Source organism: Klebsiella sp. 4_1_44FAA, assembly GCF_000238715.1.
Taxonomy (GTDB): Bacteria; Pseudomonadota; Gammaproteobacteria; order Enterobacterales; family Enterobacteriaceae; genus Klebsiella; species Klebsiella pneumoniae.
In genome coordinates, this window is record NZ_JH414799.1 from 337,984 (window position 1) to 360,485 (window position 22,502).

Below are 22,502 nucleotides of genomic sequence, written 5' to 3' on the forward strand. Positions count from 1 at the left end.
TAAATGCATGATGATATGGCGTGGGCGGCGCCAGCCGTGGCAGGCGCCGCGAACCTTATATTTATGTGTTATTTACCCTGTCGCCCCGGTGGCCGTCAGAACCAGGTCTCCATTTGCATACCGAACGACCATTCGCCGCCCGATTTGAATCCGTTGCTGCCTAACGCGTCATCGTTGGCGTAGTTGTCCAGTTTTTTGCTCCAGTCCATCCACGATGTATAGAAGCGGATCTCCGGCCGCGAGAAGAAGTCGCCGATGCTGCCCACCTTGAAGGTCGGGGCGAAGGTCAGCTTGTAGAAGCTGCCATTGACCGCATGGCGATCGTTGTAGCCTTCAGGCTGCAGATCCATGTACTGATAGCTGCCCTCCCAGGCGAGGGCGAAGTTCTGCGTCACTTCCTGAATCAGACGCAGGTTGAGGGTGGCCCACTGATAGCTGTCGCCATCGACATAACGATCTTTACTGCTCTGCGCCAGCACGGCCGGGGCAATAAACCAGCGATCGCTCAGCGGCGTAGTGCCATAGCTGGCGAAGCGCCAGGTATTGGCCCCCGGGCGCAGCGCGCCGTCGGAGCCGATGCCTTTAACCTCGGCGCCCAGCCCGTGGCCGTACAGCAGGGCCGTTTTGCTGGTCCCGTCGCGCAGGCCATAGAAGCTCTCATTGTGCAGGCCCAGCAGGGCATGAACCCCGGTGTTAGCGGCATCGCCTTTCACCAGATTGCCGTTCGCGTCCTGGCGGTCGTCATTATCTTTCGCCCGCATCCCGCTGACCATCATCTGCACCGGGCCGGCAAAGTTATTCATGCTGACGATATAGTTCTGCACGCTGTTGCTGCTGTCGGCGATATCGCCAAAGTTGCGGCCGTATAACGAGAAGTTGCTGCGCAGGCTGTCGTTCCATTTCACGTCGTAGATCCCGCCGCCGGTCCCGGCGAGGAACACCACATCCGAGTCAATCCAGTGGATGTCGAAGTTGTCGCGGTCAAAGCGTTTCCCGGCCCACAGGGTCGAGCCTTTGAACGGGCCTTCGAAGGTCGGCAGATTGCCCAGCTCGACGAACGCCTGGCGTACGTTCAGGTCGCTGCTGCTTGCCGTCCAGTCGTTATAGGTGGTCTGTCCGTCGGCCACCATCACTTTGAAACGGGTGGTCGCCCCGTTGTCCAGGGTCTGTTTATGTTCGAGGTTCATTTCCACATAGGTGTCGGCCTGGTTGCCCAGGCGACCAATGGCGCCGCCGGTCTCCCCGGCGGGGGTCATATAAGCGCCGGATTTGGTACTGGCGGCCGAGTCGTTCATGATCACCCCGGAACGCGCATAGCCGTGGAACTCAAAGCCGCCGGGCCGTTCGGCTTTTTCTTCCAGTTGAGTGGTGCGCCTGGCCACCTGCTGGGTGGTGGCCTGGGTTTGCTGCTGCTGCTGGGTTAACTGCTGAACTTTCTGCTCCGCTGAGGCGGCGCGGCTTTCGGCAGTGCTGGCGCGGGTCTCGGCGTCCTGCAGGCGTTTTTCCAGGGCGGCGAGACGCGCTTCAATGCTGTTCAGGTCTGTCTGCCCATGGGCGGCGGCGGTGCCGGTTAGCAAAGCAATAAGAATGGCTAACTTCCGTTTTTTATACATGTTGGTGACATCCAAAGGTAAATCAGTGAGTGTGCTAATGTTTGCTAAACCGGTTTAGTTGATATGTTAAACATGTCGGTAACGCGGTGAAAATAAAAATTGCTAAACCGGTTTAAGAATTGTGATGTCGCCAGCAAAGTGGGCCGTTAACCGGCCCAAGGGGATCACAGCGAGCGCTGAAGATCGTCCTTGTAGGGCAGGGCGGTCATGGCGCCTTTGGCGGTGGTGGCCAGCGCGCCGCAGGTTTGCGCCAGCGCGAGGTCGGGAGCCAGGGCTGCGAGGTTGTCCGGGATACCGTGGGCGGCGAGGCCGGCGAGTAGCCCGGCGACAAAGGCATCGCCGGCGCCGGTGGTATCGACGGCCACCACCGGGCGGGCAGGGAAGTGGCTAACCTGCCCGCGCAGGGCGGCCTGGACCCCCGCTTTACCCTGGGTCACCAGCAGTAGCGTCGGCTGGAAGCGGGCGTTCAGCCGGGCGATGCCGCTGACGATGTCGTCGCTGCCGCTGATAAACGCCAGCTCCTCTTCCGAAAGTTTTATGGCGTCGGCGAGGGCCAGCGCCCGGTCGAGACAGTCGCGAAGGTCCTGCGGATCCTGCCACAGGTCGCTGCGGATATTGGGGTCGAAGCTGACATAGCCCCCGGCGCGCTTTATCGCCTCCATCGCCGCGAATGTCGTGCTGCGGCTCGGCTCCGCGCTGAGAGCGATGGAGCAGACGTGCAGCCACTGACCGGCGGCAAACGGCGGGAGATCCTCGGGCAGAAGGAACAGGTCGGCGCTCGGGCGGACCATAAAGGTAAAGGTGCGCTCCCCGTGGCTATCGAGATCGACCACCACCGTGGAGGTGCGCTGCGCCGCATCGAGGCGCATATAGTTCACATCCACTTGCTCCTGCGCCAGGGTGTGAAGCATAAAACGGCCGAAGGGATCGTCGCCGACGCGGCCGATAAACCCGCTGTCACCGCCGAGCCGCGCCACACCGACCGCCACGTTGGCCGGCGCGCCGCCGGGGCATTGCAGCAGGCGGCCCTCTCCATCGGGCAGGAGATCGACGACCGCATCGCCGAGTACCCAGATTTTTCCATTCATACGACAAGCTCCTCTAAGCTAAACTTTATTAAACCGGTTTAGCTCATTAAAGCACAGCCCACCGGTAAGCGGAACGATTGGGTCACGAAACAGGGAGGCGAGGGTAAAAAATGTGAGCCAGGCGGAATATTTCGCCACTCCAGATCTGGACTTTTCCTTCCCCACCCGCTTAGGTATAGTTCAACAGGTCGCGGTTAGCCCCGCCGCGGTGGCCAAAGGTAAAGGAGTGCGTAGCGCGATGAACCCCAGTTTTGGCGATATTTACGATCGGTACCAGAAGCTGACGCTGACTACGCATCTGCCGGCGGTGATCGCCTGCAGTGAAACGCTGAGTTTGGGCAAAGACCAGGGCTTTATTCCGCAGTCGGGCTATCTCTACTTTCTGCTGCAGGGGCAAATGACATTGGCCTTTGGCGATGAGCAGAACCTGGTCGGGATTGTTATCGCGCATATGCCGTTAGGATTACTGGAACATTATTGTCCGTCGGTCGCGCTCTATTATCAGTGTCTGGGCGAGTGCCAGCTGGCGAAAATAACCGCCAGCGATTTTGAGCGAATATTCTTTCATTCGTCGCCGGGCTATATGCAAGAGCTGACCACGATCCTGGCCTATATGGGCATATTTGCCCTTGATGCCCACTATGAACGCGGCAGCCAGACCAGCTTTCAGACCATTAAATCGATGCTGTCGCGCTATTTATATCGCGGCGAAATTGATGGGGGTCAGCATGAGAGCCTGTCGGCATTTATTATTAAACGAACCAATCTCTCGCGCAGCTATGTGTACCAGGTGCTGGCCGCGCTGCGCGAGGGGGGATATATCACGGTGAAAAAAGGCAAGCTGATCTCCATCGACCGTCATATTCCTGAGAAATTCTAAATCCGATTCGGCAGATTCACGCCATCACGTTGCTATTACCGCCAGGGAAAGCGCTAAGCGCGCTTTTTCCCCCGGCCCCGTTACGCCTGAATCTGGCTGTTTTATTTATTTAACCTTGCACTCTGGAGTTATTTTATGACCCTGGACTATGTGGCGCTGGCCATTCTGATCGCCGTGGCCTTAATACTTTTTTATGGCGTGATTGTTATTCACGATATTCCTTATGAAATCGCCAAAGAGCGGCGTCATCCTCATCAGGATGCGATTCATTATGCCGGTTGGGTCAGCTTATTTACCCTCCACGCGCTGTGGCCCTTGTTATGGATCTGGGCGACGCTGTGGCGCGAAGACCGCGGATGGGGGATGCGCCACATTGCCGACGATCAGCAGGCGCTGCATCAGCGTCTGGAAACGGTGGTCCAGCAGCTGGAACAGGTCCAGCGCGAGGTGGACGTTCTGAAAGCGAAGGAGGCAAAATAATGGAAACGTTAATGTTGCTGACCTACGCCGCGCTATGCATCGTGGTGTTTAAAGTTTTTCGCATCCCGCTCAATAAGTGGACCGTGCCGACGGCGGTGCTCGGCGGTATCGCCCTGATTGGCGCGGTGATCTTCGGGATGAACTACAACTTCCCTTATACCGACGTCGGTAACCAGGTGTTTCGCACCGTGCCGATTGTGTCGCAGGTACGCGGCCGGGTGCAGAGCGTACCGGTGAAGCCTAACCAGATGCTGCATAAGGGCGATGTGCTGTTTACCCTCGACCCGACGCCGTTCCAGGCGAAAGTAGACGATCTGCAGGCGCAGATAAAAGCAGCCAGTCAGGATGCGCTCTCCTTAAACGCGGCGTTAAGCCAGGCGCAGGCCGAGCTGAGCCGTGCGGTGGCCCAGCGCGACCAGTCGCGGCGGGAGTATGCCCGCTATCGGGAGGGCCATGCCCAGGGCGCCTTCTCCGATCAAATGGTTGATACCCGTCTGCAGACGTGGAAAGCCGATGAAGCCAGCGTCAGCGCGGCTCAGGCGAAGGTGGTTCAGGCGCGTAATGCGCTGGACTCGGTGGTGAAGGGCAAAAACACCACCGTGGCCTCCCTGCTGGCGCAGCTGCAAAAGGCGCAGTTTCAGCTGGAGAACACTGTCGTCCGCGCCCCGGAGGATGGCTATGTCAGTACCGTCGGCTTACGGCCGGGCACCATGTCCACTGCGCTGGGGATGATCCCGCTGATGACCTTTGTGCCGGTGGAGGGCGCCGCCTCGCGGGAGTACGTCGCGGCATTTCGCCAGAACGCCCTGCAGCGTCTGCACAAAGGCGAGCCCGCGGAGCTGATGTTTCCGGCTATCCCGGGCACCGTCTTTCACGGAGAAGTGGCCGACGTGCTGCCGGCGATTGGCGAGAGCCAGTTCCAGGGGCAGGGCAAATTGCTGACCACAGACGCGCTCAATACCCATGGCCGGGCGCTGGTGGTGCTGAAGGTGACCGATCCGCGTTTTGCCGAATACGCTCTGCCGCAGGGGGCCACCCTCGAGGCGGCGGTCTACTCGGATCACCTGAAAGAGCTGTCGCTGATCAGGAAGATCCTGATCCGCATGAAGAGCTGGGAAAACTATATCTATCTCGATCACTAAGCCGGCGGGCGCGGGGCGGACGAACCGCCCCGCGCCGCGGTCAGGCCTCGCTGTCCACCAGGCCGTCAATAATCACCTGCCGCACCCCCTGCGAACAGGGTTCAATACGCCCGCGCACCCCATAGACGGCCGCCAGAGTCTCGGGGGTGATGACCGCGGCCGGGGTGCCGTCGCCGAGCAGCTGGCCCGCCTTGAGCATCAGCACGTGGTCGGCGTGACGCAGGGCAATATTGATGTCGTGCACCACCACCAGGGTCACGATGTTGCGCCGCCGGGTCTCCCGGCGCACCAGATCCATCACGTGAAACTGGTAGTTGAGGTCAAGGGCGCTGAGCGGTTCGTCGAGCAGCAGCAGGCGCGGCTGGCGGATCAGCGACTGGGCGAGACCCACCAGCTGCTTTTGCCCGCCGGAGAGCTGATCGAGGTAGCTCATCGCCAGATGGGCAATCCCCAGCTGTCGCAGCAGCGCCATGACCTCCTCCTGGCGCTGCGGACTGTGGCGTCCTCCGGCGGCGCGCTGGGCAACGATTATCGACTCCAGCACATGCAGATGCACGCCGGCGGGCAGCGTCTGCGGAAGATAGACTACCTGCTCTGCGCGACGTGAGAACGGCTGCGTCAGCAGATTTTCCCCCTCCAGCAGCAGCTCGCCGCGGCAGGGGCCCAGACCCGCCATCGCCCGCATTAACGTTGATTTACCGCTGCCGTTTGGCCCCAGCAGCGCGGTGATTTTCCCTCGCGGCAGATGGGGAACCGTCAGGTTCTCGATCACCTTGCGTCTGGGGTAGCCGGCGCTGAAGTGAGACAGCGACAGCCCGGATAATGTCTGGTCGCTCATACCTGCCCCCGATGACGTAAAATGATGCTCAAAAAGAACGGGACCCCGACCAGGGAAGTGACGATCCCCACCGGAATAATGGCCCCGGGGATCAGGTTTTTCGAGGCGATGGAGGCCAGGGAGAGCACCAGGGCGCCGATCAGCGCGCTGGCGGGCAGGTAAAAGCGATGGTCTTCGCCGAAGAGCATCCGCGCAATATGCGGCGCCACCAGGCCGATAAAGCCGATTGGCCCGACAAAGGCCACCGAAAGCGCTGACAGGATGCTGATCCGCAGCAGCGTGGTCAGGCGCAGACGGCGAACGTTAATGCCAAAGCTGATGGCCCGGTCCTCACCCAACCGCAGGGCGGTCAGCTTCCACGCGCTGCGCAGCGACAGGGGCATCACCAGCGCCAGGGCGACCAACAGGATGGCGACTTTGCTCCAGGAGGCGCGATCGATGCTGCCCATGGTCCAGAACACCAGCCCCTGCAGCGTGTCTTCGTTGGCGATGAACTGCAGCATCGAGACCAGAGCGTTAAAGGTAAAGACCAGCGCGATGCCGAACAGAATGACGCCGGAGGTGGCCACCTGGGTCCAGCGGCTGATGCCGTCCAGCAGCAGGGCAGCCAGCAGGGCGAAGATAAAGGCGTTGGCCGAGATAAACCACTGGCCGGGAATACCGGGCAGGCCAATACCGAGCACAATCGCCAGCGCGGCGCCAAACGCCGCAGCCGAGGAGACGCCGAGGGTAAACGGGCTGGCCAGCGGGTTATTGAGGATGGTCTGCATTTCGGCGCCGGCCAGTCCCAGCGCCAGACCGACGATAATCGCCATCACCGCATAGGGCAGGCGGATATCCCAGACGATGGCGCGCGTGCCCGGATCGGCGCTGGCCGGATCGGTTAACGTCTGCCACAGGCTCTGCAGCGGCAGACCGGAGGGGCCGAGCATAAAATCGAGCAGCAGCGACGCGACAATCAACAGCGTCAGCAGGAGGATCAGCAGCAGACGGCGACGCACGATACGGCGATAATCATTCATCATGCCAGAGGTCCCGGCGGGCAGCCCGTCGAGCACGGAGTCGGAGGTTAAACGCATGCTGTATTTACTCGCTCTGCTGCCAGGAGAAGACGAACGGCTGGTCCGGCAGGTCGGTGAAATGGCGCACAATATAATGGTACGTCTCATCCGGGTTGAGATCGCCGAAGGCCTGCGGGTAGATATCTTTCGCCAGGTATTCCATGCCGACAATATTCCACGGGTGGTTATAGAAGTGGTGATAAACGCCATAGGCCCGCTTTTCCTGTACCGCCGGGATCTGGCTGACCCCAGGTCGCGCCAGCAGCGTCTGCGCCTGGGCCTTCACCGCCTCTGGCTTAACCGCATAACCCAGGGGCAGCACCTGGCTGTTGCCGCGCTTCGAGCCGGTCATGATCCAGGCGTCGGGCTTCATGCTGATGATTTTCTCCAGCGAAACGAACCCGGAGGCGCCCGGCAGCAGCTGCGAACCGATATTGTTCGCCCCGACCGCCTCTACCAGCCCGCCCCAGCCGCTGTGGCCATGAGTAAAGCAGCAGGCGTCGCTGTTGCCGGCCAGCGCTTCCACGAAGACGTTGGCCTTCGGCGTGATGGCCGCGGTTTTCTGGCGAATCGTCTGCAGCTGCTGACGATAGTAATCGGTAAAGGCTTTGGCCTGGCTCTCGCGGTTAAGGACTTTGCCCAGCAGGTCGATGCTGGGGGCGGTATCTTTCGCCGGGGCGATCTCATAGTCGACAAACAGCACCGGAACGTGCAGGGCGCTGAGCTTGTCGATGACGCCACTCTCCATCAGCGCTGGCCTGGCGCGCAGCTGGGCGATCATCAGATCCGGCTGACGGGCGATGACGCTTTCAAGATCGACGTTCCCTTTATCGCTGAAGCCCATGTCAAGGATCGTGGCCGACTGGGGCCACGTCGTTTTCAGCATCTGCCAGGTGGCAACATCCTGCTTTTTCGCCAGATTATTCCATGCCACCAGCCGTTTAAACGGATTGTCCCGGTCCAGCAGGGCGAGGGTCATAATGTCGCGGCCATCCTGCAAAATAATACGCTGCGGCTCTTTGGCGAGGGTGACCTGCCGGCCGTCGAGGTCCGTGACCGTCAGGGGATATTGGGTTGCATAGCTGAGGAGGGGCGTCGCGAGCAGCGCAGTAAGTAACAGCGATCTTACTGATTTTCTTGCCATAAAATGAGTTCCGTTTGCCAATTTATAAATATAATGATTCTGAGAATTATTCTCGAGTAAACGTCAACGGCAAGTATATCAAGGGCAAATTTCATAAAATGTAACAAACATGTTGGAAATTATGCCAACGCCGACAGGGCGCGCGAGGCGGCAGCATTTTCTGCCATGGCTGGAGGTCGAAGACGTTTTTCAGGCTAATTCCTAATGTCATCCCCGGTTCGTTGTGCCATCCTGAATGCGACTCATAACACGACACGTGAGAGAGGATATTATGAAAAAAGCAATGATTGCGTTATCGGCTATTCTGGTTGCGGCTCCGGTTTTTGCTGCGACAACACATGCAACAGATGATACCGTCGCGGCGGCGAATGCCAACGCCAACACCGCTAAAGAGAAGCTGCATCAGGCCCAGCACGAGGGCGAAGAGCAGCAGCTGAAGGCGAAACACGCCGCCGAAGGCAAGCAGGACAGCGTCGGCAGCCAGGTGAGCGAAGGCGCGCAGAAAACCTGGAACAAGACCAAAGAAGGCACCGAGAAGGGGTGGGATAAGACCAAAGAGGTCAGTGAAAAAGGCTGGAACGCCACCAAATCCGGTGCGGAAAAGGGCTGGGATAAAACCAAAACCGGCGCCGAAGAGTTAAAAAATAAAGTGACTGAATAAGTCCTTTTACCTGTCTGAATAAAGGTCGCGAAAGCGGCCTTTTTTATTGTCCTTCCTCCCGCTGCCTGGCTGTTGCGCAGCACAGCAACTGCCGATGCCAGGAATCGTCCTGGTTAACCAGTTACTCACTCTTTCTTCACATTTGCCCGGTACAAAGGAGCTGAATCAGGAGGTGTACCATGAAAAAGATGATTTCTCTGGCAGTAATTTTATCCTGTGTGCTGAGCGTCCCGGCCTTTGCCGATGGCCCGAACGACGGCCATCGTCCGGGGGCAACCCACGGTGTGGCAGAACGGTCCGGACCATGACGGGCATGCACCGCAGGGCGGACCTGACGCGCATCATCAGGGCGACCATGACCAGCGTGGCCCGGATCGCGACGGCCATGACAAACGCGATCTGGCACGTCATGAGCAGGACCATTTCGCCTGGCGCGGGAACGATTTCCGCAAAGGCCACCCGGCTCCGGCGCCGTTCCGTGGCGATGAATATCGCGTCCGCGACTGGAGCGACCGCGGCCTGCCGCCCCCGCCGGAAGGCCATCACTGGTCCTATATCGACGGTAACTATGTGCTGATCGCCGCGGCGACCGGGATCATCACCTCGATTCTGGTAAGTGGCGCCCTCGGCCACTAAATGCGCTGCTCCGCGACGCCGGGTCAGGAAAAGCCTGATCCGGCGATGGCGCACTCGCGGAAAGCTACGGATCCAGCGCAGCATCCGGCCAGTATTTATAACCATTGATCGTTGCCTGGGTGGACAGTTCTTTTTCGGTCAGATGATAAACGTTGACCTTCGAGAGCAACGAGGCGGTATCTGACGCCACGCCGCTGGAAGCGGCGGCGATCGGCGCGCTGCAGCCCGCCAGCGCAACGATAGCGAGAAGGAAAAGCCTCTGTAATTGTCTGCCCGTTTATTTTATATAACGCTGGATGTGGCCGTGCAGGGTAGGGTAAATAACGGGAAATTCTCAAAAAAATAAACTTTTATTTTTTAATTGCACTATTTTTATTATTCATTGCGCTGTGGTGAGTGGATTATTAAATAAGATGCGTCGATTCCAGGTATTAGAAATGCTGCTTGCATAAACTTTTCATCGCGATACCGTGATAAGTCCTTAATTTATTTCCCGGAGAGCGGCATGAGTGATTATGTAATTCCAGAAATTAAAGCGACGGAAGCGGAAATGATTTCTATCCGTCATTATTTACATGCCAATCCGGAATTAAGTCTTGAAGAGTTTAATACCAGCGAACTGGTCGCCAGCAAGCTGACGGAGTGGGGCTATCAGGTGACGCGCGGTCTCGGCAAGACCGGCGTGGTCGGCAGCCTGAGCAAAGGCGATTCTCCGCGCACCATCGGTTTACGCGCCGATATGGATGCCCTGCCGATCGAGGAAACCACCGGTTTACCCTGGGCCAGCACGGCGCCAGGAAAAATGCACGCCTGCGGCCATGACGGTCACACCACCATTCTGCTGGCGGCGGCGAAATATATCGCCTCGCCGGCCTGTCAGTTCAACGGCACGGTGCATCTGATTTTTCAGCCGGCGGAAGAGGCTATCGGCGGCGCGGATTTAATGATTAAAGACGGCCTGTTCGAGCAGTTCCCCTGCGAACGCATCTTTGGCTTGCACAACATGCCAGGCCTGCCTGTAGGCAAGCTGGGCTTCTACGCCGGCAACTTCATGGCCTCGGCGGACACCGTCAAAATCACGATTACCGGCTACGGCGGCCACGGCGCCCACCCCGAGCGCACCGTCGACCCGATCGTCGCCGGTGCGGCGCTGGTGATGGCCCTGCAGAGCATTGTGGCGCGCAACGTGCCGCCGGGAGAAACGGCAGTGGTCAGCGTCGGCACCTTCCAGGCCGGTATCGCCTCCAACGTCATTCCGGAGAGCGCGGTGATGGAGCTGAGCGTGCGGGCGATGAAGCCGGAAATCCGCGACCTGCTGATCAAGCGTATTCACGAGCTCGCTGACTTTACCGCCAAAAGCTATGGCGCCAGCAGCGTAGTGGAGGTTTACGACTCCTATCCGGTATTAACCAACAGTCCTGAAGAGACCGATTTCGCCCGGGCGCTGGCGCTGGAGGTGTTTGGCCGCGAAGGGGTCCTGGAGTCGGTCTCGCCGATGAACGCCAGCGAGGATTTCGCTTTTATGCTGCGTGAACGCCCTGGCAGCTACTTCCTGCTCGGCAATGGCGAGAAAGGGGAGAAGGGCGGTTGCATGGTGCACAACCCCGGCTACGACTTTAACGATGACATTATCACCATCGGCGCGACGCTGTTCGCCCGTCTGGTGGAAAAACACTGTCGCTAATCTCTGGAGAAGAACGCGAATGAAAAAATCACTGTTGCTATGGCTGGCATTAATGGCGTCGACGTCGGCGCTGGCCGAAGGGGGAAAGGAGATCCGCTTCGGCGTCGACCCGACTTTCGCGCCGTTTGAATGGAAAGATCCGCAGGGCAAGCTGGCGGGGTTTGATATCGATTTAGGCAACGCCATTTGTCAGCAGCTGCAGGCGAAATGCGTGTGGGTGGAAAGCAATTTCGACGGCATTATCCCGGCGCTGAAGGCGCGTAAATTCGACGCGATCCTTTCCGGGATGTACATGACCGAGAAGCGCAAAGCGCAGATTGCCTTTAGCGACAAGTTGTATAACGGACCGGTGTTCCTCGTGGCGCGTAAAAATACCCTGCAAGGCAATACGCCGGAACAGCTGAAGGGCAAAACCATCGGCGTGGAGCAGGGCTCGGCGCAGGAGACGTATGTTAACCAGCACTGGCGGCCGCAGGGGATAAACATTGTGGCCTACCAGGGGGCCGATAGCGTGGTGCGTGACCTGGAGTCGGGGCGCATCGACGGCGCGGTGCTCTCCGGGATGATGGCCGACTACAGCTTCCTGCAGCAGCCGCAGGGTAAGGAATTCGCCTTTGTCGGCGGCCATCTGCAGGACGATACGCTGTTTGGCGCCGGGGCGGCGATAGGTTTGCGTAAAGACGATGAGGCGCTGCGTCAGGAAATTAACGGCGCGATTGCGAAGATTCTTGCCGACGGCACCTATAAAAAATTAGCTGGCAAATATTTTAGCTTTGATGTTTATTCCGGGACATAATGTCAGAGTGTACCTGCGGGCGTGGAGCGCCCGCCGTAAGATTCCTTTTCTGATTATCCAATCGACCTCCTCTCCTGACCCCTGTGGTTACCTGAGGGAAGCAGAATATAAGCTAAGGAGTACTCGGCATGATGACACGTCCTTTGGGCAAAACCGGATTTTCCATCGCCCCATTAGTCTTTGGCGGCAACGTCTTTGGCTGGACCATCGATGAAAAAACCAGTTTTGCTCTTCTTGATGCTTTCGTTGACCACGGTTTTGACGCTATCGATACGGCGGATGTTTATTCCCGCTGGGCGGAGGGCAACCAGGGCGGCGAATCTGAAACCATAATCGGCCGCTGGCTACAGGCGCGCCCCGGCATGCGTGATAAAGTCAAAATTTTCACCAAAGTCGGCTCCGATCTCGGCCTCCCCGGCCATAAAGGGCTCAGCAAAGCCTGGATCCAACAGGCGGTTGACGACTCTCTGCGTCGCCTGAATACCGATTATATCGACCTCTACTTCTCCCACTGGCCGGATCCGCAAACCCCGGTGGCGGAAACGCTGGAGGCCTTCCACAGCCTGCAGCAGGCCGGAAAAATCCGCGCGATGGGGGCCTCTAACCTCGATGCGATGCAGCTGGCGGGGGCGCTGGAGGTGGCGCGTAAGGGCGGCTTGCCTGCGTGGCAGGTGCTGCAGCCGGAATATAACCTCTACCACCGCTCTGCGTTTGAAGGTGCGCTGTGCGATCTCTGCGTCAGCCGCGATATCGGGGTGGTGACCTACTACAGCCTGGCCTCGGGGTTCTTAACCGGTAAGTACCGCCAGCCGTCGGATCTGACACAGAGCCAGCGCGGAAGCGGGATTGGTAAGTACCTGAATCCGCGCGGCATGCGGATTATCGATACCCTGGCGGCGGTCGCGGACGAGCAGGGCGCGAAGCCGGCTGAGGTTGCCCTGGCGTGGCTGATCGGCCGCGAAGGGGTGACCGCGCCGATCGCCAGCGCCACCAGCGTGGCTCAGGTGGAGAGTTTTGCCCGCGCGGCGGCGCTGAGCCTGAGCGCGGAGCAAGTGGCGCGGCTGGACGGCGCCAGCGCCTGAGGCAATCCCTCTTCCCGGCGGGGAGAGGGGGGAAGGCTAAACATGACGCGGACCGTAGGCCGGGTAAGGCGCCAGCCGCCACCCGGCATAAAAGCGGCTCCGTGCCTGATGGCATCGCCCGGTGGCGCTGCGCTTACCGGGCCTACGAGGTGTGATCGTGTGAGAGGCCCCGGTAGGCCGGGTAAGGCGTAGCCTCCACCCGGCAATAAAGCGGCTCCGTGCCTGATGGCATCGTCCGGTGGCGCTGCGCTTACCGGGCCTACGGGGTGTGAGCCTGTGAGAGGCCCCGGTAGGCCGGGTAAGGCGCCAGCCGCCACCCGGCAAAATAACGGCGCAACCGGAAATGTCCCTGCCCGCGCTGCGCTTAGCAGGGCTACAGCTTCTATGTTACTTCCGGGCCGATTGCGCTCCCGGTTAATTGTCTGCGTTATGGCAGTCAAGGTGCAGGGAGCGCACAGGGGGCGGCCAGTCGCCGCCGCCCCCTGTACCCCCGGGCTCCGGCCAGCAACATCGCCGCTGCGCGGTACCTTCGACTTATCCCTGCAGGCTTCGGGTCGGGCCGAGGCAGCGTCCGTGCAAAACACGGCCCTCAGCCCGCATCCATGCGGGCTGCCCCGGCCTTCCGGGAACGTCTCAGCGATGTTGAGGCCGCAACACCGGCAGTTTCAGTCGCACATGTGGGTAAGTTAACGGCTGGCTGCTACGGACCGTAGGCCGGGTAAGGCGCCAGCCGCCACCCGGCATAAAAGCGGCTCCGTGCCTGATGGTATCGCCCGGTGGCGCTGCGCTTACCGGGCCTACGGGGTGTGATCGTGTGAGAGGCCCCGGTAGGCCGGGTAAGGCGCCAGCCGCCACCCGGCAATAAAGCGGCTCCGTGCCTGATGGCATCGCCCGGTGGCGCTGCGCTTACCGGGCCTACAGACAGTCGGAGCCGGACAAGTAGGCCGGGTAAGGCGCAGCCGCCACCCGGCATAAAAGCAGCTCTGTGCCTGATGGCATCGCCCGGTGGCGCTGCGCTTACCGGGCCTACGGGGTGTGAGCCTGTGAGGGCCCCGGCAATAAAGCGGCTCTGTGCCTGATAGCATCGCCCGGTGGTGCTGCGCTTACCTGGCCTGCGAGGTGTGAGCCTGTGAGAGGCCCCGGTAGGCCGGGTAAGGCGCAGCCGCCACCCGGCGAAATGACGGGTGCGGTGCCTGAAAGCGTGCCCGGCGGCGCCCTACTATTCCTGATGGCGGGTGACGTTGAGGATCTTCGCGCTGGCGCCGACCGGAAAATTGCTGAGGGCGCCGAAATCGCTGCCCTGATAGCCCATGATCTTGCCGTCAGTGCGCATCTGCTGCAGATCGATGAGGATCACCCCCAGCGTGGGAATGATTTTCTCCCGCCAGACGAACAAATAGAGATCCTCAGCCACCTGCACATAGTGGCAGCGATCGACATCCGCCAGCCCCTTTTCCACGCCGTCCAGACACTGCCAGGCGTAAAAATTGTCGTTGAGATAGATGTGCTCATAGCGCTCGGTCGGGCTATAGGTGTACTGATTGCGCATGCCGACCAGCGCGGTGGTAAAGCCCGGCAGCGGCCCCGGCTGGGCATCCAGGCGGGCGAAGACGAAACGGGCCTCAACCGCGGTCAGCGGCAATCCTTGTTCTACCCGGCTGAAGGCGTCCAGCCGCGCGGCGGCTTCGTCCGGCAGCTGGCCGTATACCAGCGTGGCATTGCGCTGCGTCAGGTTGCATACCGCGCTAATGCTGGCGTTATCCCGCTCCGGGTCAAGGAAGTCGATAAACAGAATGTCCGGGCGCAGGGCGGTCGCCCGCCAGGGGGCGCGCTTGCCGTTCCAGCTTAGCGTCTGCTCATCTTCGATAACCAGCTGCTGCGGCTCGCTCCCGGCGACATAAAAGGTAAAGTTTTCGCCTGCGGGCAGGCTGGCGGTAGCCAGCAGGTTACCGTGCGGCGCAAAACCATCGGCCAGCGCGCCGACCTGGATAAATACGGCTTCTGAAGTCATAGGGGCTCCTGAACAGAGTAGGGCGTTAGGCAAACGCCAGAGTGGGAACATCGACGATACTGGCCCCGCCGTCGGCGACCAGCGTAGCGCCGCTGATGATAGCGGCCTGCGGAGAGCAGAGAAACTGACAGGCCTGGGCTATCTCCTCGGGGCTGGCGGGGCGGCGCAGCGGAACATCACGACAGACCCGCTGATAAGCCTCAGTCAGCGATAGCCCTTCCGCCTGCATCAGCGGGTGCATCTCTTCATCCGCCATCGGCGTCGTGACCCAGCCGGGACAGACGGCGTTAGCGCGTACCCCCTGGGGGCCATAATCGCGGGCGACGGAGCGCATCAGGCCGATTAAAGCGTGTTTGGCGGTGACGTAGCCGCAGGCCTGCGGCCCGGCGGCCAGAGAGGCGATGGAGGCGACAAACAGCACATTGCCGCGGCGGGCAATCAGCGAAGGCAGACAGGCGCGAACGCTGGCGAAGGCGCTGGTGAGATTGCCGTCCAGCGCCTCGCGCCATTGGCGGTCGCTGGTCTCGGCGGCGGGGCTGTTGCCCATCCCGCCGGCGCTGCAGATGAGGACATCAATCCCGCCGGTCTGGTCGAGGATGGCCGGTAGCAGCCGCTGGCGCCACACCTCGCCGTCGGCGGCATCGCCCACCAGCGCCGTGGCGCCGGTCTCATCAGCGACAGCCTGCAGCGGCGCTTCGCGCCGTCCGGTAATAAACACCCGGTTGCCCGCGGCGCGCATCAGCCGCGCGCAGGCGGCGCCAATTCCGGTTCCACCGCCGGTAATTACCACGACTCTCGCCATCCGCACTCTCCTGTAATGGGGTTTCCGATTACCTTAAAAAGCGCGTCAGGTCCCGGCTATCGCCCGGAAGAACGATAGCCGTGGTGGTTAATGGATCTCGCTCACAGGGATCGCCTGCGGCGCAGGCACCGGCTTCATGGTGGCGGGGTCGACTGCCAGATAGCGCCCGGTTTTGCTATCGATACCGACGTAGTCGATCATTTTGCCCTGCGCTTTGGTAACCATGGTGCGCTTAGCAAATGCCTCGTAGGCCTCGCTCATGGCTTTGACCCGATCGGGATGTTCGGCCGCGACATCATGCGTCTCCAGCGGGTCGTCGTGCAGATTAAACAGCTGCCACGGCGCGTCGCCGGCGGTGAGGCCGCGCGGCACCAGCCGTCGCAGCTTCCATTCGCCATCGACCCAGGCCGCCTGATGATGCAGTTCAACCCCGTAGTTGCCGCGCGGCGGCTCCTGTACTTCGCCGGTGAGATAGCGCTTAAAGCTGACGCCGATCATCGGCAACACCGACTTCTTCGCCAGCGACTTGTTCGGATCGATGCCGGCGAACTCATATAGCGTCGGCGCCACGTCATACACCGCCATCGTCGAGGCGTCGATTTTACCGTGGCGGGTGATCCCGGGACCGGAGATCATAAAGTCGGTATTGATGCCGCCCTGGGCGCTGGTGGTTTTGTGATAATTGGCGTAGGGGGCGTTGCTGACGTTGGCCCAGTGGGGGCCGTAGGAGACAAATGATCCTTTGCGGCCGACGTTGTCATAGCTGTTATCGAACTGCTTCCAGAATTCCGGGGTAGATTCGTAGTAGAAACCCTGCGCCGGGTTGGCGCCGTTATCGGTTAAAAAGACCAGCAAGGTATTTTTATCGCGCCCGGTTTGTTTCAGCGTCTCCATCAGGGTGCCGATTTGCGCGTCCATATTGGCGATCATCGCCGCATACACCTGCATCACTTTCGCCGTATATTTCTGCTGCTCTGGCGTTAGCGCCTCCCATTCTTTATCCAGCTCCAGATGCGGCAGCGGGGTATCGTCATGGATAATTCCCAGCGCTTTCAGGCGGGCGATGCGCTGGCGATAGACCTCGGCGTAACCCTGCTCATACTGGCCTTTGAAGCGCTTAATCCACTCGTCCGGCGCCTGCAGGGGATCATGAGGGGCGGTGAAGGCCAGCCAGGCGAAGACCGGCTGTTCCTTCGGCGTCGCTTTAATCCAGCTGTTCATCTGGCGGGCGTAAGCTTCGCTGGAGTAAAAATCATCCGGTAGGGAGACGCGCTCGCCGTCGCGGGTGTAGTAGGTGTGGAAGGCTTCAACGGTCCCCAGCGGTATCGCGTCGTTAAAGTGGCTGGTGCCGCCGCCCATAAAGGCGAAGGCGTGATTAAAGCCGCGATCTTTCGGCGTGGCGCCGGGAACAAAACCGAGGTGCCATTTACCGGCCATCAGGGTGTTATACCCCGCGTCTTTAAAGCGCTCGGCCATGGTGGTGACGCGGTCGGTCAGCCGCAGCTCGTAGCCCTCCTTGCCAATGGTGCTGTCGTACCACCACATGCCGCCCATCCCAGCCTGCTGGTTACTGTTGCCGGTGAGCAGCATTGAGCGCGCCGGGGCCGACATCGGCGAGGTGTAATACTGGCTCATGCGCATTCCCTGCTCGGCCATCGCCTGCAGATTGGGGGTGGGGATCTCGCCGCCAAAGGGGCTGATGTCCGAGTAGCCCATATCATCGGCGATAATCACGATGACGTTTGGACGCTCCTGCTGCGCGGCGTGCGCGCCACCGGCGAGGATCATGCTGACCGCCGCGGCCATGGCTTTTTTGTTCACGACTTACTCTCCTGTTCAGGGGGGATATCATCAGGGTAAGGCGCTACGCAGTATGCGCAGTCCCAACAAACGCGGCCCGCCAGGCCTTCAGGCCATTAAGGTCGCGGGAAAAGGGGCGTACTGGCGCGAGGATGTCGCTAAAGAAGCGGTAGTAGCCTCCGCAGAGGCGGTTGTTGCCTGCGGCGTTGAGATGCGCCGGGCAGCCGCCCTGGCAGACCATTTTTACCGAGCAAGTCTGGCATTCGCGGCGCAGACTTTTCTGCTGACCGAACGGCAGTTGCACCGAGGCGTCGACCGCGGCGGCGAGCGTCTGCTCATCGAGGCGGCCCAGCCGATGTTCGGCGTTGATCAGGTGGTCGCAGGCGTAGAGCTGTCCGTCGGGCTCCATCACCAGGTTGCTGCCGCAGCGGGCGCTGTGCACGCAGCTGCCGCTGGTATGAGTGAAATACTGCGCCCACGCCTGTTCGATATTGATAACGAACACCCGCCCCCTATCGCAGCGCTTCCGCCACTGTCGCCAGATGCCGACCATAAAACGTCCCCAGTTATCGGCGCTGAGCTGGTATCCTTCGCGCAGGGCCGCGCCTTCGCTCATCAGCGGCTGAAACTGCAGATAGCGCGCGCCGAGGCTGACCAGCCGGTCATAAATCGCCGCCGCGTGGGCCGCCATCTCGTTATGCACCACCACCAGCAGATTAAAGTCCACCTGATGCTGATGGAGCAGGTCAATGCCGCGCAGCGCCGCCGACCAGGTCGACCGGCCGCGTTTATCCGGACGATGGTAGTCCTGCAGCGCTTCGTTGCCTTCGAGGCTCAACCCGATAATAAAGCCATGTTCGCGGAACAGTCGGCACCATGCGTCGTTGATCAGCGTCCCGTTGGTCTGCAGGCTGTTGCTGATAGTCACGCCGTCGGGGGCATAGCGTGCCTGCAGGGCGAGCGCTTTTTTGTAGAAGCTCAGGCCGGCCAGCAGCGGCTCGCCCCCCTGCCAGACAAAGTTGATTTCCCGCGCGCCGGCGGGCTGGGCGGCAATATAGCGGCGGATAAACTGCTCCAGCCGCGCGTCATCCATCTTGTTGACCGGCGTTTCGTCCTGCGGGTAATAGCAATAGCGGCAGGCGAGATTGCAGGCTGGGCCAATCGGCTTCATCAGAATATGAAACGGCACCGGCGAGCGCGGCTCAGCGGCCAGCGGAATTTGCTGCTGGCGCAGGGCGGCGATATTCAGCATCGGCTTATCCTCGGTTAATGACCGGTACTGTTGATATTATTTTGGCAACAGCGGGTCAGGCGTAATCACATGATTAAGCCGCGGCGAAAATTAAATGCATCCTGTTAAGGGTATAAGTGAAAAAAAACAAAAATCCATCGTTCTTTAGGATGAGAATCACGCGTCGGGAATAGGGTTTTTTTATCACCAGGGGCAGGTACGCCGGGTGTTAATCTTATTTGTTTATGTTTTAACGCCGCTATCGTAAAGCATGGCCGGGGTGTTTTTTAAATGCTTTATATAACAATGTATTGCTGAAAATTTTGTAACGGCTATCACATTGTTAATATGTTAATGATTGTGTTACTTAAATGTGAAATGTATGCTTCAATTATCAGTAGTCATCCATGTGTCATGTACCATCATCTCAACGGGGAGGCCCTATCATGTCTGCTTTGTTAAAAGCCAGCCATAATGATGCGATAATAGCCCGTTGTTTACAGACTATTTCCCAGTTAATTCCACTAACTTCAGCGGTGTTTTATCGAGTAAATAATCGTTTAAAACCCGAAAACTATATATTGCATAATATTTCCGATAATACGCACCAACAATATCTGGAAAACTTCCAGCCGCTGGATCCGCTTCTGCCGTCGCACTTTAGCCACCAGAACACCACCGTGGCGGCGATGACGCCGCGGCTCTGCGACCGCAACCGGCATTACTATCATGAATTTATGTTGCCGAATAACGTGCGCGACATGACCGAGATCTTTATCCGCCGCGAGCGGCGGATCGTCGCCGGTATCTCGCTGATGCGCGACGTGCCTTTCTCCAGCGAAGAGCGCCAGCGGGCCCAGGCGGTGCTGCCGCTGGTAGAGCTGGCCATCCGCGACTGCCTGCAGGAAGAAGATGATCTGCCCGCCATCCTGACGGCGAAAGAGCGGGAAATCGTCGGCATGGTGCGCGAAGGCGCCAGCAATAAGCTGATTGCCCGCCAGCTGGATATCTCGCTCTCGACGGTAAAAACGCACCTGCGCAATATTTTCGCCAAGACCGAAGTGGTCAATCGTACCGAACTGGTTTCCCGAACCTGGATGCCGGCCGCTCAGCGTACGCTGCATCTGTAATCTGACTTTCGCATCCCGCGCGCGCCGTGGCAGCACGGCGTTTTCCTGATGCCTGTGGGTATCACTCCCTGGAGGATCCCCCGGGGGGAGGCTTTTTTGACCGGAGCACGCCCTACGATGTCGAGTACACCTCTCACTGAAAATGCGCTTTCCCGGCCCGCCGGGCTGGTGGTGTCCCTGCGTTTGCTGGCGGCGATCGTGATTTTTGCCGCTATTGCGCCGGGTATTCTGATGACCGCGCCGGCGGTGGCGGCGCAGCTGGCCAGCGAATGGCAGCTAAAACCCGGGCAGATCGGCTGGCTGTTCTCAGCGGAGCTGGGGGCGATGAGTCTGGCGACGCTCCCGGCGTGGTGGTGGATGAGCCGCCTCGACTGGCGGCGGGTCGCTCTGATGGCCGGGGTGGTGTTTCTGACCGCCAACCTCGCCTCGGCGGTGGTCACCCAGTACGAGACGCTGCTGGCGGCGCGCTTTATCGCCTCGCTGGCGGGCGGCACGTTGATGATTTTGTGCATCAGCTGCGCGGCCGGAACGCCGAACCCGTCGCGGGTCTACGCCTTCTGGGTGCTCGGGCAACTGCTGTTAGGGATGCTTGGCCTGCTGGCGCTGCCCGGCCTGTTCGCGACCTTTGGCCTGAAGGTGGTGTATCTGATCCTCGCCGCCATCATGCTCTGCTGTTTGCCGCTGGTATCCGCTTTCCCTCCGCGCTTTCAACCGCTTTCAGTCTCCCGCCAGCAGCCGTCGACGGCGCTGTGGCGTCAGGCGCTGGCGGTGCTGGCGGTGCTCACTTTCTATATCAGCCTCAGCGCCGTGTGGACCTTTATCGGCACCATCGGCAGCGCGGCGGGGCTGAGCCCGACGCAGGTCGGTCTGGTGCTGGCGGCGGCGACGGTTTGCGGCATTATCGGCGCCGGCGGCGCGGCCCTGCGCGGCACCCGGCGGGCCGATCGTTTACCGGTGTGGCTGGGCTACGGCCTGTTGATCGTCAGCGTTGGGCTGCTGATCGGCCAGCCGCTGCTGGTGCGTTACGCCATCGCGGCGCTGCTGTTTAAGTTCACCTGGACCTTCGTGCTGCCCTTTATTCTCGCCCGCGTGGCCGGGCTCGATAACAGCGGTCGGCTAATGAACAGCATCAATCTGGTGATCGGCGGCGGCATGGCGGCTGGCCCGGCGCTTGCGGGGGCCTTACTGCAACACTTCGCCAGCGCCGACCCGCTGCTGGCGGCGGCAGGCGTCTGCGCGCTGCTGTCACTGATTTTAATTGTGGCGGCATCTGCCGCCGGGAAGGCTTAGCCCACGGGAGGATAGAGTGAAAAGAAAAACCGGTTTCTTTTTTGATGAACGTTGTTTCTGGCACAGTACCGGTCTGCACGCGGTGACGCTGCCGGTGGGCGGGTGGGTACAGCCGCCCGCCGGCGGCGGTCATGCTGAATCGCCAGAGACCAAACGGCGGATGAAAAACCTGATGGATGTCTCCGGGCTGACGCCGCAGCTGGCGCTGCGCAGCGCGGCGCCGGCGAGCCTTGAGGACCTGCGGCGGATCCACCCCGACAGCTATCTGGAGCGCTTCAAGGCGATAAGCGATAACGGCGGCGGCATGCTCGGCAAAGAGGCGCCGCTGGGGCCGGGCAGTTATGAAATCGCCTGTCTTTCCGCCGGGCTGGCCTGTGCGGCGGTGGAAGCGGTGCTGAAGGGGGAGCTGGATAACGCCTATTCGCTGTCGCGCCCGCCCGGACACCACTGCCTGCCGGACCAGTCGATGGGATTTTGTTTCCTCGCCAATATTCCCATTGCCGTCGAGCGAGCGAAAGCGCAGCTGGGGCTGGGCAAGGTGGCGATCATTGACTGGGATGTTCACCACGGTAACGGCACCCAGCATATCTACCTGCAGCGCGACGACGTACTGACTATCTCCTTGCATCAGGACGGCTGCTTCCCGCCGGGCTACGCCGGCGAGGACGATCGCGTCGTGGGCGCGGGCGAAGGTTACAACATCAATATTCCGCTGTTGGCCGGGGCGGGGGATGACAGCTGGCGCTATGCGCTGGAAACTATCGTTATTCCGGCGCTGGCGCGTTTTGAGCCGGAGCTGATTATTATCGCCTGCGGCTATGACGCCAACGCCATGGATCCATTAGCGCGGATGCAGCTGCACAGCGATAGCTTCCGGGCGATGACCGAACAGGTCCAGCAGGCGGCGGATCGCCTGTGCGGCGGGAAACTGGTGATGGTGCACGAGGGCGGCTACGCCGAATCCTACGTGCCGTTCTGCGGCCTGGCGGTGATGGAAGCCCTGAGCGGCATCCGCACTGAGGTCCAGGATCCGCTGCTGGAATTTATTCAGCAGCAGCCGCGCGCCGCATTCGCGCAGTTCCAGCGCCAGGCCATCGATCGGCTGGCGCAGCAGTTTGGCCTGCTATAAACCA

The 22,502-nt window shown here is 60.3% G+C and carries 21 protein-coding genes and 1 pseudogene; 12 read left to right on the plus strand and 10 right to left on the minus strand.

The window, feature by feature from the left end; genetic code table 11:
* Nucleotides 1-95: 95 nt before the first annotated feature.
* Together HMPREF1024_RS18770 and HMPREF1024_RS18765 are read right to left on the minus strand one after the other, a co-directional pair.
* Nucleotides 96-1,613 (minus strand): carbohydrate porin, encoded by a 1,518-nt coding sequence (locus HMPREF1024_RS18770; RefSeq protein ID WP_004147437.1) that lies wholly within the window; start codon nucleotides 1,611-1,613, stop codon nucleotides 96-98.
* Nucleotides 1,614-1,777: 164 nt separating this feature from the next.
* Nucleotides 1,778-2,701, minus strand: a complete 924-nt coding sequence (locus HMPREF1024_RS18765) for an aminoimidazole riboside kinase (RefSeq protein WP_009308079.1) — start codon at nucleotides 2,699-2,701, stop codon at nucleotides 1,778-1,780.
* Nucleotides 2,702-2,939: 238 nt separating this feature from the next.
* Here HMPREF1024_RS18765 and HMPREF1024_RS18760 point away from each other — a divergent pair, with 238 nt between their 5' ends.
* The 3 genes from HMPREF1024_RS18760 to HMPREF1024_RS18750 all read left to right on the plus strand — a co-directional run bounded on the left by HMPREF1024_RS18760 (nucleotide 2,940) and on the right by HMPREF1024_RS18750 (nucleotide 5,203).
* Nucleotides 2,940-3,581: a helix-turn-helix domain-containing protein gene (locus tag HMPREF1024_RS18760; RefSeq protein WP_014599058.1), complete on the plus strand. Its 642-nt coding sequence runs from the start codon at nucleotides 2,940-2,942 to the stop codon at nucleotides 3,579-3,581.
* Nucleotides 3,582-3,716: 135 nt separating this feature from the next.
* The gene (locus tag HMPREF1024_RS18755) at nucleotides 3,717-4,061 is read left to right on the plus strand and encodes a DUF3302 domain-containing protein (RefSeq protein ID WP_004178874.1); all 345 of its coding nucleotides are present in this window, start codon (nucleotides 3,717-3,719) and stop codon (nucleotides 4,059-4,061) included.
* Nucleotides 4,061-5,203: an HlyD family secretion protein gene (locus tag HMPREF1024_RS18750; protein ID WP_004223411.1), complete on the plus strand. Its 1,143-nt coding sequence runs from the start codon at nucleotides 4,061-4,063 to the stop codon at nucleotides 5,201-5,203. Before HMPREF1024_RS18755 ends, HMPREF1024_RS18750 begins: the two co-directional genes overlap by 1 nt.
* A gap of 40 nt (nucleotides 5,204-5,243) precedes the next feature.
* On the opposite strand, the gene HMPREF1024_RS18745 is transcribed toward HMPREF1024_RS18750, so the two are convergent.
* The 3 genes from HMPREF1024_RS18745 to HMPREF1024_RS18735 all read right to left on the minus strand — a co-directional run bounded on the left by HMPREF1024_RS18745 (nucleotide 5,244) and on the right by HMPREF1024_RS18735 (nucleotide 8,246).
* Nucleotides 5,244-6,041, minus strand: a complete 798-nt coding sequence (locus tag HMPREF1024_RS18745; protein WP_002892698.1) for an ABC transporter ATP-binding protein — start codon at nucleotides 6,039-6,041, stop codon at nucleotides 5,244-5,246.
* Nucleotides 6,038-7,066: an iron ABC transporter permease gene (locus HMPREF1024_RS18740; RefSeq protein ID WP_072145329.1), complete on the minus strand. Its 1,029-nt coding sequence runs from the start codon at nucleotides 7,064-7,066 to the stop codon at nucleotides 6,038-6,040. Before HMPREF1024_RS18740 ends, HMPREF1024_RS18745 begins: the two co-directional genes overlap by 4 nt.
* 61 nt (nucleotides 7,067-7,127) lie before the next feature.
* Entirely contained in the window at nucleotides 7,128-8,246 is a 1,119-nt protein-coding gene (locus HMPREF1024_RS18735) for an ABC transporter substrate-binding protein (RefSeq protein WP_009308082.1), read from the minus strand.
* A 271-nt stretch (nucleotides 8,247-8,517) separates the two neighbouring features.
* Between HMPREF1024_RS18735 and HMPREF1024_RS18730 the strand changes: the two genes are divergently transcribed.
* The gene (locus HMPREF1024_RS18730; RefSeq protein ID WP_002892699.1) at nucleotides 8,518-8,907 is read left to right on the plus strand and encodes a hypothetical protein; all 390 of its coding nucleotides are present in this window, start codon (nucleotides 8,518-8,520) and stop codon (nucleotides 8,905-8,907) included.
* Between the two features lie 179 nt (nucleotides 8,908-9,086).
* Nucleotides 9,087-9,543 (plus strand): annotated as a pseudogene (locus HMPREF1024_RS18725) (RcnB family protein).
* Nucleotides 9,544-9,607: 64 nt separating this feature from the next.
* Here HMPREF1024_RS18725 and HMPREF1024_RS31205 read toward each other — a convergent pair.
* Nucleotides 9,608-9,733, minus strand: a complete 126-nt coding sequence (locus HMPREF1024_RS31205; RefSeq protein ID WP_016831715.1) for a hypothetical protein — start codon at nucleotides 9,731-9,733, stop codon at nucleotides 9,608-9,610.
* On the opposite strand from HMPREF1024_RS31205, the gene HMPREF1024_RS31210 reads away from it, so the two are divergent.
* The 4 genes from HMPREF1024_RS31210 to HMPREF1024_RS18710 all read left to right on the plus strand — a co-directional run bounded on the left by HMPREF1024_RS31210 (nucleotide 9,696) and on the right by HMPREF1024_RS18710 (nucleotide 13,105).
* Complete coding sequence (locus HMPREF1024_RS31210) at nucleotides 9,696-9,833, plus strand: hypothetical protein (RefSeq protein WP_012737575.1); 138 nt, start codon at nucleotides 9,696-9,698, stop codon at nucleotides 9,831-9,833. The two genes, HMPREF1024_RS31205 and HMPREF1024_RS31210, sit on opposite strands and share 38 nt — an antisense overlap.
* Before the next feature lie 215 nt (nucleotides 9,834-10,048).
* Nucleotides 10,049-11,227: a M20 aminoacylase family protein gene (locus HMPREF1024_RS18720; RefSeq protein ID WP_004176999.1), complete on the plus strand. Its 1,179-nt coding sequence runs from the start codon at nucleotides 10,049-10,051 to the stop codon at nucleotides 11,225-11,227.
* 19 nt (nucleotides 11,228-11,246) lie between these two features.
* The gene (locus HMPREF1024_RS18715; protein ID WP_002892707.1) at nucleotides 11,247-12,023 is read left to right on the plus strand and encodes an ABC transporter substrate-binding protein; all 777 of its coding nucleotides are present in this window, start codon (nucleotides 11,247-11,249) and stop codon (nucleotides 12,021-12,023) included.
* Nucleotides 12,024-12,151: 128 nt separating this feature from the next.
* Complete coding sequence (locus HMPREF1024_RS18710) at nucleotides 12,152-13,105, plus strand: aldo/keto reductase (protein WP_004147443.1); 954 nt, start codon at nucleotides 12,152-12,154, stop codon at nucleotides 13,103-13,105.
* Between the two features lie 1,219 nt (nucleotides 13,106-14,324).
* On the opposite strand, the gene HMPREF1024_RS18705 is transcribed toward HMPREF1024_RS18710, so the two are convergent.
* The 4 genes from HMPREF1024_RS18705 to HMPREF1024_RS18690 form a co-directional block, all read right to left on the minus strand.
* Nucleotides 14,325-15,116 (minus strand): MoaF C-terminal domain-containing protein, encoded by a 792-nt coding sequence (locus HMPREF1024_RS18705; protein WP_009308084.1) that lies wholly within the window; start codon nucleotides 15,114-15,116, stop codon nucleotides 14,325-14,327.
* Nucleotides 15,117-15,141: 25 nt separating this feature from the next.
* Nucleotides 15,142-15,918 (minus strand): SDR family NAD(P)-dependent oxidoreductase, encoded by a 777-nt coding sequence (locus HMPREF1024_RS18700; RefSeq protein WP_009308085.1) that lies wholly within the window; start codon nucleotides 15,916-15,918, stop codon nucleotides 15,142-15,144.
* Nucleotides 15,919-16,005: 87 nt separating this feature from the next.
* Nucleotides 16,006-17,739 carry an arylsulfatase gene (locus tag HMPREF1024_RS18695; RefSeq protein ID WP_002892764.1) on the minus strand — a complete coding sequence of 578 codons (1,734 nt, stop codon included), beginning with the start codon at nucleotides 17,737-17,739 and terminating at the stop codon, nucleotides 16,006-16,008.
* Between the two features lie 43 nt (nucleotides 17,740-17,782).
* The gene (locus HMPREF1024_RS18690) at nucleotides 17,783-18,970 is read right to left on the minus strand and encodes an anaerobic sulfatase maturase (protein WP_009308086.1); all 1,188 of its coding nucleotides are present in this window, start codon (nucleotides 18,968-18,970) and stop codon (nucleotides 17,783-17,785) included.
* A 425-nt stretch (nucleotides 18,971-19,395) separates the two neighbouring features.
* On the opposite strand from HMPREF1024_RS18690, the gene HMPREF1024_RS18685 reads away from it, so the two are divergent.
* From HMPREF1024_RS18685 to HMPREF1024_RS18675, 3 genes are all read left to right on the plus strand, one after another.
* On the plus strand, nucleotides 19,396-20,079 hold the full coding sequence (locus HMPREF1024_RS18685) for a LuxR family transcriptional regulator (protein ID WP_009308087.1): 684 nt from the start codon (nucleotides 19,396-19,398) through the stop codon (nucleotides 20,077-20,079).
* 117 nt (nucleotides 20,080-20,196) lie between these two features.
* Entirely contained in the window at nucleotides 20,197-21,369 is a 1,173-nt protein-coding gene (locus HMPREF1024_RS18680) for an MFS transporter (RefSeq protein WP_009308088.1), read from the plus strand.
* A 16-nt stretch (nucleotides 21,370-21,385) separates the two neighbouring features.
* Nucleotides 21,386-22,498, plus strand: a complete 1,113-nt coding sequence (locus HMPREF1024_RS18675; protein WP_009308089.1) for a class II histone deacetylase — start codon at nucleotides 21,386-21,388, stop codon at nucleotides 22,496-22,498.
* Nucleotides 22,499-22,502: the final 4 nt, after the last annotated feature.

Excerpts from the sequence above, each read along its gene's own strand:
- HMPREF1024_RS18685 (WP_009308087.1), top strand. The coding sequence starts at position 19,396 with ATGTCTGCTTTGTTAAAAGCCAGCCATAATGATGCGATAATAGCCCGT.
- HMPREF1024_RS18750 (WP_004223411.1), top strand. The coding sequence starts at position 4,061 with ATGGAAACGTTAATGTTGCTGACCTACGCCGCGCTATGCATCGTGGTG.
- HMPREF1024_RS18680 (WP_009308088.1), top strand. The coding sequence starts at position 20,197 with ATGTCGAGTACACCTCTCACTGAAAATGCGCTTTCCCGGCCCGCCGGG.
- HMPREF1024_RS18735 (WP_009308082.1), bottom strand. The coding sequence starts at position 8,246 with ATGGCAAGAAAATCAGTAAGATCGCTGTTACTTACTGCGCTGCTCGCG.
- HMPREF1024_RS18730 (WP_002892699.1), top strand. The coding sequence starts at position 8,518 with ATGAAAAAAGCAATGATTGCGTTATCGGCTATTCTGGTTGCGGCTCCG.
- HMPREF1024_RS18700 (WP_009308085.1), bottom strand. The coding sequence starts at position 15,918 with ATGGCGAGAGTCGTGGTAATTACCGGCGGTGGAACCGGAATTGGCGCC.
- HMPREF1024_RS18715 (WP_002892707.1), top strand. The coding sequence starts at position 11,247 with ATGAAAAAATCACTGTTGCTATGGCTGGCATTAATGGCGTCGACGTCG.
- HMPREF1024_RS18760 (WP_014599058.1), top strand. The coding sequence starts at position 2,940 with ATGAACCCCAGTTTTGGCGATATTTACGATCGGTACCAGAAGCTGACG.
- HMPREF1024_RS18740 (WP_072145329.1), bottom strand. The coding sequence starts at position 7,066 with ATGATGAATGATTATCGCCGTATCGTGCGTCGCCGTCTGCTGCTGATC.
- HMPREF1024_RS18765 (WP_009308079.1), bottom strand. The coding sequence starts at position 2,701 with ATGAATGGAAAAATCTGGGTACTCGGCGATGCGGTCGTCGATCTCCTG.
- HMPREF1024_RS18745 (WP_002892698.1), bottom strand. The coding sequence starts at position 6,041 with ATGAGCGACCAGACATTATCCGGGCTGTCGCTGTCTCACTTCAGCGCC.
- HMPREF1024_RS18770 (WP_004147437.1), bottom strand. The coding sequence starts at position 1,613 with ATGTATAAAAAACGGAAGTTAGCCATTCTTATTGCTTTGCTAACCGGC.
- HMPREF1024_RS18690 (WP_009308086.1), bottom strand. The coding sequence starts at position 18,970 with ATGCTGAATATCGCCGCCCTGCGCCAGCAGCAAATTCCGCTGGCCGCT.
- HMPREF1024_RS18710 (WP_004147443.1), top strand. The coding sequence starts at position 12,152 with ATGATGACACGTCCTTTGGGCAAAACCGGATTTTCCATCGCCCCATTA.
- HMPREF1024_RS18720 (WP_004176999.1), top strand. The coding sequence starts at position 10,049 with ATGAGTGATTATGTAATTCCAGAAATTAAAGCGACGGAAGCGGAAATG.
- HMPREF1024_RS18755 (WP_004178874.1), top strand. The coding sequence starts at position 3,717 with ATGACCCTGGACTATGTGGCGCTGGCCATTCTGATCGCCGTGGCCTTA.
- HMPREF1024_RS18705 (WP_009308084.1), bottom strand. The coding sequence starts at position 15,116 with ATGACTTCAGAAGCCGTATTTATCCAGGTCGGCGCGCTGGCCGATGGT.